This is a genomic window from Streptomyces sp. YS415 (assembly GCF_023544665.1).
GTDB lineage: Bacteria > Actinomycetota > Actinomycetes > Streptomycetales > Streptomycetaceae > Streptomyces.
The window spans coordinates 18,314-31,627 of sequence record NZ_JAMJFL010000024.1 but is presented as its reverse complement, the minus strand read 5'-3'; the positions used below and the strand labels follow the sequence as shown (position 1 = coordinate 31,627).

Genomic DNA, 13,314 nt, shown 5'->3' with positions numbered 1-13,314 from the left:
CCCGAGCCTCGTACCGGCCCGGGGGCACCGCTGTGTGCTGGGGGGTCAGGCCGAGCGGCGGCGGTGGAGCAGGTAGCCGCCCGCTGCGACCAGGGTGGCCGCGATGCCGCTCAGCAGGGCCACGGGGGCGCCGTTGCCGGTCTCGGCGAGATCGCCCCCGGGGCCGCTGCCGCCGCCCTGGGGGGAGGGGGCCGCGGACGGCTCGGCGCCGGCAGGGGCAGTGGCGGTGGAGGAGGGGGAGGGGATGGTGCTCGTGTCCGGGGACGGGCCGGCGGACTGGCCGGGCTTGCCTGGTTCCCCGGGCTCCCCGGACTCCTCGCAGTCCGTCCAGAAGACCTTGTGCTTGGCGGACCCCTTCTCCCCCTCGAAGGTCCAGAACAGCTTGTAGTGGCCGTCGGGCAGCGTCATGTCGTCGCTGCGGCCGTGCCCCTCGGTGTCCAGGGCGAGCTCGCCGGACTTCACGGTCTCACCCTTCACACCGGCCGTCGGGGCCCAGGACTCGATGCGCCAGTCGACCTGCTGTCCCCCGTCGAAGCCGAAGGCGTCGAGGTAGAAGGAGCAGACGTGGGGCTCGTTGTGGCGCAGCTCCTCGTCGGTGGTGGCGTCGTGGATCTTCACGGTGCCGTTGTCCCCGGGCGGGGTGGCATGGGCGGCGGGCGCGAGGAACAGCGCCACCGAGGCGACGGCGGACAGGGCGCCGGCGCGGGCGAGGGTACGCATGGGCAGTCCAACTTCGTGACGGGGAAGGGCGGAAGTGGAGGGGGCGGCTCAGCTTCCAGCCGGCCCTGACTCCAGGTCAATCACGAAGGGACAACACTCGGTTTCTTCACAGGGTTACGGCCCCGGCACTGCTCAGACCGCTCAGCCCCTGAGGAAGGGGGCACGCTCATACCGTGAGAAAGGCCGCCGTGAGCAACGCGGCTCCGGTGCCCGCCAGCGCCCAGGCGGCCCCGGTCCGGCGCAGCCCGCCCGCCACCACGACCGAGGCCAGCAGCAGCGCGCCGCCCAGCGGGACCCAGGCGTAGAGGATGCCGGACGGGCCGGAGCGGACGACGTCGTCGGAGCCCGGCTTGATGATGACCGAGTAGGTCTGGCCCTTGCGGACCGCGGCCGTGTGCTCGATGACGACGCGGTCGCGGGGCTGCGAGCCCCGGGAGAGGGGGGTGTAGGGGCCGGTGCAGATGTCCTCGGCGCAGCGGGTCACCTCGACGGTGCCGCTCTCGCGCCCCTTGGTGAGCATCACGTGCTGGGCGGTCCCCCATGACGCCCACACGCCCGCGATCAGGATCAGCACCGCGACCGTACCCATGGCCGCGGCGCGTCCGAACCGCAGTGCGGTGACGGCGCCCGGGCTGGAGATGACGGCGGTAGGCATGGCCGCGATCTTTGGCCATTGCCTTGCTGAAAGTCAATGTCGCCCGTGGCCGGAACGCCGGCGCCCCCGCGGCATCGCAGAGTTCACCGGCGGGGAACACACCGCGGCACTACGAGTTGTACGTCCCCTGCGCCCGCTCCAGCCCTTCGATGACCAGGCACTCCACCGCGTCCGCCGCCCGGTCCACGAGGTAGTCCAGCTCCTTGCGCTCGGTGGCGCCGAAGTCCCGCAGCACGAAGTCGGCGACCGGCATCCGCCCCGGCGGCCGCCCGATCCCGAACCGCACCCGGTGATAGTCGGCACCCATCACCTTCGTCATCGACTTCAGACCGTTGTGCCCGTTGTCACCGCCACCGAGCTTCAGCCGCAGCGTGCCGTAGTCGATGTCCAGCTCGTCATGGACAGCCACGATGCTGGCCACCGGCACCTTGTAGAAATCCTTCAGCGCGTTCACCGGACCACCGGAGAGGTTCATGAACGACATCGGCTTCACCAGGATCACCCGGCGGTTCAGCGGCCCCGGCGGCCCGATCCGCCCCTCCACGACCTGAGCCTGCGCCTTCCCGGCCCGCTTGAACCTCCCCCCGATCCGCTCGGCCAGCAGATCCGCCACCATGAACCCCACGTTGTGCCGGTTCATCGCGTACTCGGGCCCGGGATTGCCGAGACCGGCGACGATCCAGGGGGCACTCGGGTCGGAAGTCACGTCCATGTCTCCTTGATACGCCACAGCCGCCGCTTCCGGGGAAACGGCGGCTGTCGGCCTGCTGTGGGCAGTGAACAGATCAGGCTCAGGCCTGGGCGGCCTCGTCGCCCTCGGCCTCGCCCTCCGAGGCCTCCTCCGCCTGCGCGGCCAGGACCTGGATGACGACCGCGTCCTCGTCGACGCCGAGCTTCACACCGCTGGGCAGGGAGATGTCCTTGGCCAGGATGGAGTCACCGGCCGACAGGCCCTCGATGGACACCGTGACCGACTCGGGGATGTGCGTCGCCTCGGCCTCCACCGGCAGCGCGTTGAGCACGTGCTCCAGCAGGTTGCCACCGGCAGCCAGCTCACCCTCGGTGTGCACGAAGATCTCGACGTTGACCTTCTCGCCACGCTGCACGAGCTGCAGGTCGACGTGCTCCAGGAAACCCTTGATCGGGTCACGCTGCACGGACTTCGGGATCGCCAGCTCGTTGGTCTTGCCGTCGATGTCCAGAGCGATCAGGACGTTCGGCGTACGGAGCGCCAGCAGCAGCTCGTGACCCGGCAGGGTCAGGTGCAGCGGGTCCGAACCGTGGCCGTACAGCACACCGGGAACCTTGCTGTCACGGCGGATGCGGCGCGCGGCACCCTTGCCGAACTCGCTGCGCGTCTCGGCGGAGATCTTCACCTCGGACATAACGATCACTCCTCGTATGGGTGAGAAACGGACAAGGTCACCCGGCCACGAACGGCCTGCTACGAAGAGCGCGTCGATAACGGATCGCCGTACCCCACCGAGTGCACCTCAATGAGTACGGCCTCCCTCGCCGAGCAACCTGAGCAGTCTACTCGGCAGGGGAGGCCGCACGAAATCGATCTACCGGCTCACTGCTCGTCGAACAGGCTCGTCACCGAACCGTCCTCGAACACCTCGCGCACCGCACTCGCGATCGTCGGCGCGATCGACAGCACCGTGATCTTGTCCAGGTCGCCGGCGAGCTCACCCGGCGTCGGCAGCGTGTTCGTGAACACGAACTCGCTCACCCGGGAGTTCTTCAGACGGTCCGCCGCGGGACCGGACAGCACACCGTGCGTGGCCGTCACGATGACATCCTCCGCACCGTGCGCGAACAGCGCGTCGGCCGCGGCACAGATCGTGCCACCCGTGTCGATCATGTCGTCGACCAGGACGCACACCCGTCCCTTGACCTCGCCCACGACCTCGTGGACGGTCACCTGATTCGCCACATCCTTGTCACGCCGCTTGTGCACGATCGCCAGCGGCGCGCCCAGCCGGTCGCACCAGCGGTCGGCGACCCGCACCCGGCCGGCGTCCGGGGAAACCACCGTCAGCTTGGCGCGGTCGACCTTGCGGCCCACATAGTCCGCCAGCAGGGGCAGCGCGAACAGATGATCCACCGGACCGTCGAAGAAGCCCTGGATCTGATCCGTGTGCAGATCGACCGTCAGAATGCGGTGCGCACCCGCCGTCTTCATCAGATCCGCGATCAGACGCGCCGAAATGGGTTCACGGCCACGGTGCTTCTTGTCCTGGCGCGCGTAACCGTAGAACGGCACGATGACCGTGATCGAGCGGGCCGACGCACGCTTCAGCGCGTCGATCATGATCAACTGCTCCATGATCCACTGATTGATCGGAGCCGTGTGGCTCTGGATCACAAAGCAGTCCGCACCGCGCGCCGACTCCTGATAGCGCACATAGATCTCGCCATTGGCGAAGTCGAAGGCCTTCGTCGGGACGACCCCGACACCCAGCTGGTGGGCGACCTCCTCGGCAAGCTCGGGGTGGGCGCGGCCGGAGAAGAACATCATCTTCTTCTCGCCGGTCGTCTTGATCCCGGTCACAGCACTGTCTCCTCAGAGGTGTCTCAGCTGGATGTCGAGAGGCCGCACCAGCCCGTCCCGACTGGGTGCGAGCGGCCGTCTCAGCTGGTTAGGTGCGGATGTGCACTTATCACGGTACGCCGTCCCCGACGCACCTGTTTCCGGTCAGCTTCCGTCTTCCGCCCGCCCGGACGCCGCCTCGGCCGCCTTCGCCGCCGCGCTCCCCGGACGCTTACGGGCCACCCAGCCCTCGATATTCCGCTGCTGGCCACGGGCCACGGCCAGCGAACCGGGCGGTACGTCCTTGGTGATCACCGACCCGGCAGCGGTGTACGCCCCGTCCCCGACCGTGACAGGAGCCACAAACATGTTGTCCGAACCGGTACGGCAGTGCGACCCGATCGTCGTGTGGTGCTTGTCCTGCCCGTCATAGTTCACGAAGACACTCGCGGCACCGATGTTCGTGTGATCGCCGATCGTCGCGTCACCGACGTACGACAGGTGCGGAACCTTCGTCCCCTCCCCGATCGACGCGTTCTTCGTCTCGACATACGTGCCGATCTTGCCCTTGGCACCCAGCCGGGTCCCCGGCCGCAGATAGGCGTACGGACCCACCGTCGCCCCCGCACCCACCTCGGCCCGGTCCGCCACCGTGACCTCCACCCGCGCCCCCGCACCCACCCGGGTGTCGGACAGCCGGCAGTTCGGGCCCACCTCCGCGCCCTCCCCGAGATGCGTGGCACCCAGCAGCTGAGTGCCCGGGTGCACCACGGCGTCCTGCTCGAAGCTCACCGTCACATCGACCCAGGTGGTCGCCGGGTCCACGACCGTCACCCCGGCCAGCATCGCATCCGTGAGCAGACGGTCGTTGAGGATCCGCCGCGCCTCGGCCAGCTGCACCCGGTTGTTGATACCGGCGATCTCCCGGTGATCACCCGCGACGGAGGCCCCCACCCGGTGCCCCGCCTCCCGCAGGATCCCCAGCACGTCGGTCAGGTACTCCTCGCCCTGGCTGTTGTCCGTACGGACCTTCCCCAGCGCGTCCGCGAGCAACTGCCCGTCGAAGGCGAACACCCCGGAATTGATCTCCCGGATCGCCCGCTGGGAGGCGTCGGCGTCCTTGTGCTCCACGATCGCGGTCACAGCGCCCGAGGCCCCGTCCCGCACGATCCGCCCGTACCCGGTCGCGTCCGGCACCTCGGCCGTCAGCACGGTCACGGCATTGCCGTCGGCGGAGTGGGTGGCGGCCAGGGCCTGGAGAGTGGCGCCGGTGAGCAGCGGCGTGTCGCCGCAGACGACGACCACGGTCCCGTCGACGGTGCCGCCGAGCTCCTCCAGGGCCATCCGTACGGCGTGCCCCGTGCCGTTCTGCTGCGCCTGCACGGCCGTACGCACCTCGGCGTCCACCTCGGCGAGGTGCGCGGTGACCTTCTCGCGGGCGTGGCCGACGACCACGACGAGGTTCTCGGGCTGCAACTCACGCGCGGCGGCGAGCACATGACCCACGAGGCTGCGGCCGCAGATCTCGTGCAGGACCTTGGGTGTGGCCGACTTCATACGGGTGCCCTCACCCGCTGCGAGAACGACGACGGCTGCCGGGCGAATGGCGCTCACGGGGTTGCCCTTCGGCTTTTGGGATGGGGAGGGGTGACATCCGCAGGATACCGGGGCGTTTCGTGGGGGTTATGAGAGCGGGTCCTGACTGGCGCCGTATGGCAGTCAGGACCCGAAGTGAGCTTGCGTGTTCCGTGCTCCCGGAGAAGGACTCGAACCCTCATTCAACGGACCAAAACCGTTTGTCCTACCTTTAGACGATCCGGGATGGTTAGCGCGCTATGTCCGATTTGATTGATCGGCTTCGCGCACGGACAACACTATGCCGTACCAGGCGCCTTCAATGCGACGGTACAAGTCGGCCCCCTGCAGGACTTTGATCACCAGGCAGCCGCGGTAGGAGTCGCCGACGTTCTTGCGGACGGTCTTCGGGTTGTGTTTCTTGAGTGTCGTCTTGTTGAAGATGGATTGGTCGGCACCGACGAGATCGGCCCAGAAGTGCTCTGCCGCCGCTACGTCTGCGTTCTCGTGAATCATCACGGTGAAGCGAAGGCGCTCGCGCTCAACTCCGAGGAGGTCGAGCCAGGCCAGGAAGACCTCGATCATGCCTGGGTCGCTGTTGACGAAGGCGACGTTCTCGCGGCGTGAGTACGGCTTGTCCTTGGTGCCCTCGGCCCAGTACAGGGCCACGCCCAACAGGAACAGTTCCCGCGTGGACAACGCGCCGATCTCCGCTGCGGCCGCAGCTTTGACGTGCTGGCGTTGCTCGTCGCGGACGGCGAGTTCGTGTTCCCAGCGCTTTCGCGCCGCGAGTTTCGCCTGCTCCGCCGGATCGCGGCGCTCCGGCTTCGGCAGGTCGCGTACCCACAGGGAGATCGAGCTTTTCGAGCAGCCCAGCTCCACCTGGATCTGGTCGTACGTCCAGCCCTGGAGTCGTAGCTCTCGCGCTTTGTCCCTCAGGTCGTCCTTCGCGTTCGGGCGCTTCGTCCATTCCGGAGGTGGCTCGCCCTCCAGGAGGCGGTTGAGGAGGTCGTTGTTGTCGACGTGGAGTTCGTCGCGGATCCGGCGTCGGCTGAGTCCCGCTCGGCGCAAGGCCGTCGCCCGTTCCCGTAGTGCTTCGAAGTCGGTGTATTTGGTCGGTGGATGTGCCATAGGCATACCGTCCGGACGGAATGATCGGTTCCGGTGTCGAACGGTGAGCGATTCAGCAGTTCGAGGTATTTCGGGTTGTTTCGCCGTCCGTCGGCCCTGCCGCGTGGTGTAGGCCAGTCCCGGAAACTCACCGGAAAAGCGTCGGCCCCCGCCCGTAGGCTGGAGTCATGACCACGACGGGGGAAGAGCACGCCGGGGCCCTGGGAGGGCCCTGGTGGTGGGCGAGGTGGCGCAGTGCCGTGCTGGACATAGGTCTGGCCGCGGTGTCCGCGCTGGAGTGCGGGGCGAAAGGGTTCGGCTTCGCGGCGGACGCGGGGATCCCGGCGTTCGTGGGTGTGCTGTTCGGGGTGCTCGCCGGTTCGGTGCTGGTGGTGCGGCGGCGCTGGCCGATCGCGGTCGTGCTGGTCTCGATCGCCGTCATGCCCGCCCAGATGGGCTTCTTGATGATCGTCGTCGGCCTCTACACCCTGGCCGCCTCCGAACTGCCCCGCCGGATCATCGGCGCGCTGGCCGCGATGTCCCAGGTCGGCATGTTGATCGTGACGTTCGTGTGGCTGCGCCAGGGGGTGGATCAGGGCGATCTGCAGTTCGGGGACTGGTTCGTGCCGTTCGGTGCGATCACCACCTCGCTGGGCATGACCGCGCCCCCGCTGCTGCTCGGGCTGTACGTGGGTGCGCGCCGGCGGCTGATGGAGTCGCTGCGGGAGCGTGCGGACAGTCTGGAGCGGGAGCTGCAACTGCTCGCGGAGCGCGCGGAGGAGCGGGCCGAGTGGGCGCGCGGTGAGGAGCGCACCCGGATCGCCCGGGAGATGCACGACGTGGTGGCGCACCGGGTGAGTCTGATGGTGGTGCACGCGGCGGCGCTGCAGGCGGTCGCTCGCAAGGATCCGGAGAAGGCCGTCAAGAACGCGGCCCTGGTCGGTGACATGGGCCGGCAGGCGCTGACCGAGCTGCGCGAGATGCTCGGCGTGCTGCGCGCCACCGACGGTCTCGCCGCGCGGCGTCCGGTGGTGCCGCTGGCGGCGGTCGGGGCGGCTGCCGCGGCGGCGGCTTCCCGGGCCGTGGAGGACGAGCGGGCCCCGGCCGAGGGGCCGTGCCTGGAGGAGCTGGACGAGCTGATCGGGCAGTCCGCGGCGGCGGGCATGGTGGTCGACCTCTCGGTCGAGGGCGACGTGCGGGGCTATCCGCCGGAGGTGGAGCAGACGGCGTACCGCGTGGTGCAGGAGGCGCTGACCAACGTGCACAAGCACGCGGCGGGCGCGAAGACGCACGTACGGCTGGCTCATCGGGTCGCCGAGATCGCGATGCAGGTGGAGAACGAGCCCCCGCCGGAGGCGGCGTCCGCGTCCTCGGCGCGGTTGCCGTCGGGCGGCAACGGCCTGGTGGGGATGAAGGAGCGGGTGGCCGCGCTGGGCGGGGTGTTCGTGTCGGGGCCCACGGATGCCGGGGGGTTCCGGGTGTCGGCGGTGATTCCGGCGGCGTGAGGCCGGTTCAGGGCGCGGTGAGCCGTACCGGTTCGGTGCCCGCGACGAGGGTGCTGAGCGCCAGGTCGATGTCGGGGCCGAGGTACCAGTCGCCGGTGTGGTCGAGGGTGTAGACGCGGCCCTCGGCGTCGATGGCGAGCAGGGCGTCGGTGTCGGTCTCCGCGCCGAGGGGGCAGACCTCGGTGTCGAGGGCGCGGCCGAGGTCGCCGAGGGTGCGGGCCATGTGCAGGCCGTGCAGCGGGTCGAGGTGGACGCTGGCGGGGGCGACCTGGCGGCCCGGTCCGGGCGGGGTGATGTGCAGTCCGCCGAATTCCGCCCAGGCCTCCACGGCGGCGGGGAAGACGGTGTGCCGGTGGCCGGCGGGCGAGGTGTGGTCGCGCAGGGCGTCGGCCCAGATCTCGGCCTGCTTGATGTCCCAGCGTCCGGGCTGCCAGCCGGCGGCGCGCAGGGCGGCGTCGACGGGCACGGGGAAGCGGGTGGTGGAGGTGCGGTCCGGGTGCATCTGCCCTCAATCGTGCGGGTGTGAAGGACGGGCGTCGGTCGTCAGTCGTCGGTGGCGGCGGGGTCGACGATCCGGACGCCGAAGTGCGCGCTGAGGGCGGTGCAGGCGCGGCAGGGGGCGGCGAAGCTGCCGTGCAGGGGGTCGCCGTCCTCGCGGATGCGGCGGGCGGTGAGCTTGGCCTGCTTGAGGGCCTTGCGGGCCTCGCCGTTGGTCATGGGTTTGCGGGCGGCACGTTTGCTGCGGGCGGCGTCGGCGGCGGCGATGTGCCGCGAGATCAGGATCGTCTCGGCGCAGCGGCCGGTGAAGCGGTCGCGCTGGGCGCTGGTCAGGGTGTCCAGGAAGTCCTGGACGAGTGGGTGCAGCGCGGGCGGCTGGTCGCCGCGGGCGGCGGTGCCGGTGAGGGTGGCGCCGCGGACGGAGAGGGCGGCGGCGACGGTGGGGAGTATGCCGTCACGGCGGTGGAGCAGGGTGGGGGCGTGCCGGGCGTCGGTGGCGCTCCAGCCGACCCGGGGGTCGCCGGACGGGCTCGTTCTCGGGCCTCCGTGTGGTCCTGTCTGCGTCGCGTTCATGGTCGTTGTCCCCTCCCGTGCATCCCCCCGGACGACACAGAGTGCCAAATGGCGTGGCTGCTGCGGAAGCTGGGGCGCTGCGACACGCCCGGGTTTGGGCAGGCTGTCACGGCGAGGTGACGGCTGGTCACGGAAGCGGAGGGGCCCTGACCGGTGCCCGGTGACCCGTGTCGTCGTACCGCATAGGCTGTCGGCACCGCGATCCATGCGGTTGACGCGTGGAGACAGTCGTTACGGGGCGTAGTGGCCGAGGAGGGTCATTGCGTGCCGTACCAGAACGCCGCAGGGGGCAACCGCCATGACGACAGGTCGGCTCGGGCTGGGGGCACCTCCCGGCCGCCAGGCCGGGGGACACGCCGCGCCGCCGAACGCGGCCTACGCCGGGCAGGTCGTGCACTTCCCGGATCCGGTCCGGGCTGCCCGTCATCCGCGTGGGGTGCGGATCGACGAGCACGGCTATCCCGACTTCTCGCCGTACGCGCGGGCGGCGGCGGAGATCGCGGATCCCCCGGAGGGTTTCGGCGTCGACGAACTGCGCCTGACGGATTACGTGTCGGCGAACGCGGCGCTGGCGGCCACCGGTCATGAGCTGTGGGACACGGTGCCGTCGGTGGCGACGCCGCACGGCTGGACGTGGCACCACGCGGCGGCCTCGCGGCGGCTCGAGCTGGTTCCGGTGGAGGTCAAGGCGCTGCTGCGGCATCACGGCGGGATCGCCACCGCGGCGGTGGACCAGAACAAGCGGGGCACGCGGCCGCTGCAGGAGACGCGTCCGGCGCACATCGGTCTGCCCAAGTCGGGGGTGGCGGTGAGCGAGGCGCAGGTGCTGGGCGTCGAGGAGGACCTCGGGTACCGGCTGCCGGGCGCGTACCGGTCCTTCCTGAAGGCGGCGGGCGGCTGCGCGCCGGTGGGGACCGCGCTGGACGCGGAGTTGGGTCTGCTGATCGACCAGCCCTTCTTCACAGTGCGCGAGGAGGCGGCGGTCAATGACCTCGTCTACGTCAACAAGTGCCTGCGGGACCATCTGACCAAGGACTACCTGGGTGTCGGTTTCGTCCAGGGCGGTCTGCTGGCGGTGAAGGTGAAGGGCGAGCGGATCGGTTCGGTCTGGTTCTGCGCGTACGACGATGCGCGGGACGTCGATCCGTCCTGGTCGCCGGCGGAACGGGTGGAGCGGCTGTTGCTGCCCTGCGGTGACGACTTCGATGCCTTCCTCTCCCGGCTGGCGGGTTCTCCGCCCGAGTTGGAGACGGTGGCGAATCTGATGGTCGACGGTGGTTTCGCCCGTTCCGTGCCGGTGTCTTCTTCCGTGTCTGGGGAGTGAGTTTCGCGATGGTGACGTTCGCTCAGGCGCAGGAGCGCGCGGAGGAGTGGGTCAACGGTGATGTGCCCGCGTACCAGCACCGGGAGGTGCGGGTGCGGGAGTTCGAGCTGGGCTTCGTCGTCTGGGCCGAGGACCGCTCGGACGGGCCGCGTTCGGACGGCGGGGCGCAGCGGCTGGTGATCGCCCGGGACAGCGGTGAGGCGAGCCTGTGGCCCGCGCTGCCGGTGGGCGAGGTGATCCGCCGCTACGAGGAGGAGTACGGCCGTCCGGACGAGGCCCCGGAACCGGCGCCGGCTTCGGCGCGGGTGGATCTGAACCAGACGTCCTTCCTGCTGACTCCTCCGGAGTGGTTGCAGGAGGCGGCGGATCAGCTGGGGATTCCCGGCCGCCGGAGTGGGGACACCTCGGGTGCCGGTGCGGGGTCCGCGGCGTCGGCCGGGTCGGGGGCGTCGGCCGAATCCAGTGCCGGGTCCGGTGTGAGTGCCGGGTCCGGTGCTGGGTCTGGTGCCGGTTCTCTGCCGGAGACGCAGGCCGGGGGGCCGGGTGCGGCTTGGCCGGATGCCGGGGCGGCCGATGCGCCGGCGGGGTCCGGTGCAGGGTCCTTGCCGGAGACGCAGGCCGGGGCGCCCGGTGGGGGTACGGCCTGGCCGGATGCCGGGGCGGGCGGTGCGCCTGCCGGGGCTACTCCCTGGGCCGGTACGGACACCAACGCGGACGCCGGTGAGGACCGTTCCGTACCGCTGCCCGCGACCGTGTTCGCGCCGCAGCTGAACGAGGTGGACGACAGCACGCCGCCGCCGGCGGTGCCGGACGCGAAGACGGCGTTGATGTCGGGGGGCAGCCAGTTGCCGCGGACCGCGGTGGCGCTGGCGCTCGACGACTCGGCCGCGCCCGGCGGTACGCCCGCTCCGGGTGCCACGCCTCCGCCCCCCTCCGCCGCGCCTTCCTCCGGTTATCAGCAGGGCGGCCCGTCCGCCGCGCCCGACACCGGGCCGGGCCGGCCGCTCGCGCCGAACGCCGGGGACATCGCCGACGCCGCGACGAGCAAGGCGGCGCCTCCGCCGCGTCGTGCGGGACGGCCCGGGGCGACTCCGCCGCCTCCGCCGAGCGCTCCGGGAGCGCCGGGTGCGCGCCCCGGCGCCACGCCGCCGCCCGCGCCGTCCGGCCCCGGTGCGCCGGGTACGCCCGCGGGCGGGTACGTGCCGACGCAGATGGTGTCCGCGCTGGGTCCCGAGGGCCCCGGCGGCCCGGCCGGTCCGGCTGGTCCGGGCGCGCCGCAGCCTCCCGGTGCTCCGGGTGCGCCCGGCGGGACGCCTCCGGGCGGTGTGCACCACGCGGCCACGATGCTGGCCGACCCGAGTCAGATGGGCGGGGGCGCCGGTGTGCCGCAGCCTCCGGGTCCGCCCGGTGCGCCGAGCGCCCCGGGGATGCCGAACCCGCCCGGTGCCCCCGGAGTCCCGGGCGCCCCGCAGCCTCCGGGCGCCCCCGGCATGCCCGGCGCCCCCGGCGCTGGGCGCGGTGCCGTGCACCACGCGGAGACCGTGCTGTCGGCGCCCCCGGTGGGCGGCCCTGGCGCGCCCCCGCCGCCGCACGCCCCCGGCGCCCCTGGTGCTCCGGGTGCCCCCGGCATGGCGTCGGGTGCTGTCCGGCCGCCGATGCCGCCCGGCGCGATGCCGCCCGGAGCCATGCCCCCGCCCGGTCAGCCCATGCCCATGCCGATGCCCATGCCGGGGCAGCAGCCCCCGGCGTACGGCTATCCGCAGCAGCCCACCGGTCAGCCGACCGTGGGCCCGGGGTATCAGGCCGTGCTGCGGTACCGCGCGCAGGACGGTTCCGAGCAGCAGCTGATCCGGCGGTCGGCGCCGGGCACGCCGCACCCGGAGTGGCAGATCTTCCACGAGCTGCGCGCCCTGAACGTGCCGCCGGACCAGGTGCTGGAGCTGCACACCGAGCTGGAGTCGTGCGAACTGCCGGGCGCGTACTGCGCGCGGATGATCCGGGAGCAGTGGCCGCAGGCGCGGATCGCGAGCATCGCGCCGTACGGCACGGATCACGCGAGCCGGCAGCAGGGGATGCGGCAACTGCTGGCGCACCAGGGCGAGTTGCACCAGGTTGCGGACGGCCCCGCGCGGCCCGCGCCGGTGCGGGCGCCGCTGCCGCAGGTGCAGCCCGCGCCGCCGGTGCCGCCGGAGGCGATCGGGCAGGAGCTGGCGGCGGCGTTCGGGCCGGGGGTGTTCCGGTTCGAGCAGGCCGCCGTGTCCCGGCAGGGCGTGCCGCCGATCGTGGCGCACAGCCTGGTCGCGGCGGGGCTGCCGATGGACATGGGCCCCTTCTTCTGGGCCCAGGCCCAGCCGGGGCGGCCGGTGCCGACACTGGCGGAGCTGGCGATCGAGCGCGGGGTGCAGCCGGCCGCGGACGCGGGCTCCTACCTGGTGATGGGCAGCGACTTCGGCCGGGCGATCTGCGTCCAGTACGGGACGGCGAACATCGTCGCCGTGCCGGTGGAGGCCGGTCCGGGCGGGGCGCCCGTGCCGCCGCAGTTCGTGAACACCGGGCTGCCCGAGTTCCAGCGCTGCCTTGGGCTGCTCGGCCGGATGTGGCGGCTGCGGTTCGGGCTGAACCAGGAGCAGGCGGGCCGCTGGACCGTCGACTTCCAGGCGCAGCTGGCCGCGCTGGACCCGGCGGCGCTCGGTTCGCCGGAGAGCTGGTGGTCGGTCCTGCTGGAGCAGATGTGGGACGGCCTGCTGTGACGCACCGCCGCTGAGCGGCACGCACGCGTGCACGCCGGGCCCGGTCAGGACGACCGGGCCCGGCTTCTTCG

At 71.5% G+C, this 13,314-nt stretch carries 12 protein-coding genes and 1 tRNA gene; 3 read left to right on the top strand and 10 right to left on the bottom strand.

Translation table 11 applies throughout. The annotated features are described in order from the left end of the window. Positions 1-45: 45 nt before the first annotated feature. The 8 genes from M8H82_RS26305 to M8H82_RS26270 all read right to left on the bottom strand — a co-directional run bounded on the left by M8H82_RS26305 (position 46) and on the right by M8H82_RS26270 (position 6,614). Positions 46-720, bottom strand: coding sequence for an LPXTG cell wall anchor domain-containing protein (locus M8H82_RS26305; RefSeq protein WP_250077519.1), 675 nt, complete (start codon positions 718-720; stop codon positions 46-48). Between the two features lie 166 nt (positions 721-886). Next, entirely contained in the window at positions 887-1,375 is a 489-nt protein-coding gene (locus tag M8H82_RS26300) for a hypothetical protein (RefSeq protein WP_250077518.1), read from the bottom strand. A gap of 109 nt (positions 1,376-1,484) precedes the next feature. Beyond that, a complete protein-coding gene (gene pth, locus M8H82_RS26295; RefSeq protein ID WP_250077517.1) occupies positions 1,485-2,087 on the bottom strand; it encodes an aminoacyl-tRNA hydrolase in 603 nt (200 codons plus the stop codon). A gap of 79 nt (positions 2,088-2,166) precedes the next feature. Further along, entirely contained in the window at positions 2,167-2,760 is a 594-nt protein-coding gene (locus tag M8H82_RS26290) for a 50S ribosomal protein L25/general stress protein Ctc (protein WP_250077516.1), read from the bottom strand. Between the two features lie 188 nt (positions 2,761-2,948). Then, positions 2,949-3,929: a ribose-phosphate diphosphokinase gene (locus M8H82_RS26285; RefSeq protein ID WP_250077515.1), complete on the bottom strand. Its 981-nt coding sequence runs from the start codon at positions 3,927-3,929 to the stop codon at positions 2,949-2,951. A gap of 144 nt (positions 3,930-4,073) precedes the next feature. Continuing rightward, positions 4,074-5,522: a bifunctional UDP-N-acetylglucosamine diphosphorylase/glucosamine-1-phosphate N-acetyltransferase GlmU gene (glmU, locus tag M8H82_RS26280; RefSeq protein ID WP_250077514.1), complete on the bottom strand. Its 1,449-nt coding sequence runs from the start codon at positions 5,520-5,522 to the stop codon at positions 4,074-4,076. 137 nt (positions 5,523-5,659) lie between these two features. Further along, positions 5,660-5,730 (bottom strand) — tRNA-Gln (locus M8H82_RS26275). An 11-nt stretch (positions 5,731-5,741) separates the two neighbouring features. Further along, positions 5,742-6,614 (bottom strand): hypothetical protein, encoded by an 873-nt coding sequence (locus tag M8H82_RS26270; RefSeq protein WP_250077513.1) that lies wholly within the window; start codon positions 6,612-6,614, stop codon positions 5,742-5,744. A 167-nt stretch (positions 6,615-6,781) separates the two neighbouring features. Here M8H82_RS26270 and M8H82_RS26265 point away from each other — a divergent pair, with 167 nt between their 5' ends. Further along, positions 6,782-8,098 carry a sensor histidine kinase gene (locus M8H82_RS26265; protein ID WP_250077512.1) on the top strand — a complete coding sequence of 439 codons (1,317 nt, stop codon included), beginning with the start codon at positions 6,782-6,784 and terminating at the stop codon, positions 8,096-8,098. Positions 8,099-8,105: 7 nt separating this feature from the next. Here the strand turns inward: M8H82_RS26265 and M8H82_RS26260 are convergent, their stop codons facing one another. Both M8H82_RS26260 and M8H82_RS26255 read right to left on the bottom strand, forming a co-directional pair. Then, entirely contained in the window at positions 8,106-8,600 is a 495-nt protein-coding gene (locus tag M8H82_RS26260) for an SUKH-3 domain-containing protein (RefSeq protein WP_250077511.1), read from the bottom strand. Between the two features lie 41 nt (positions 8,601-8,641). After that, positions 8,642-9,169 carry a YwqJ-related putative deaminase gene (locus M8H82_RS26255; RefSeq protein ID WP_250077510.1) on the bottom strand — a complete coding sequence of 176 codons (528 nt, stop codon included), beginning with the start codon at positions 9,167-9,169 and terminating at the stop codon, positions 8,642-8,644. Positions 9,170-9,467: 298 nt separating this feature from the next. On the opposite strand from M8H82_RS26255, the gene M8H82_RS26250 reads away from it, so the two are divergent. Together M8H82_RS26250 and M8H82_RS26245 are read left to right on the top strand one after the other, a co-directional pair. Further along, positions 9,468-10,493, top strand: a complete 1,026-nt coding sequence (locus tag M8H82_RS26250; RefSeq protein WP_250077509.1) for an SMI1/KNR4 family protein — start codon at positions 9,468-9,470, stop codon at positions 10,491-10,493. A gap of 8 nt (positions 10,494-10,501) precedes the next feature. Next, on the top strand, positions 10,502-13,243 hold the full coding sequence (locus M8H82_RS26245; protein WP_250077508.1) for an SUKH-4 family immunity protein: 2,742 nt from the start codon (positions 10,502-10,504) through the stop codon (positions 13,241-13,243). Positions 13,244-13,314: the final 71 nt, after the last annotated feature.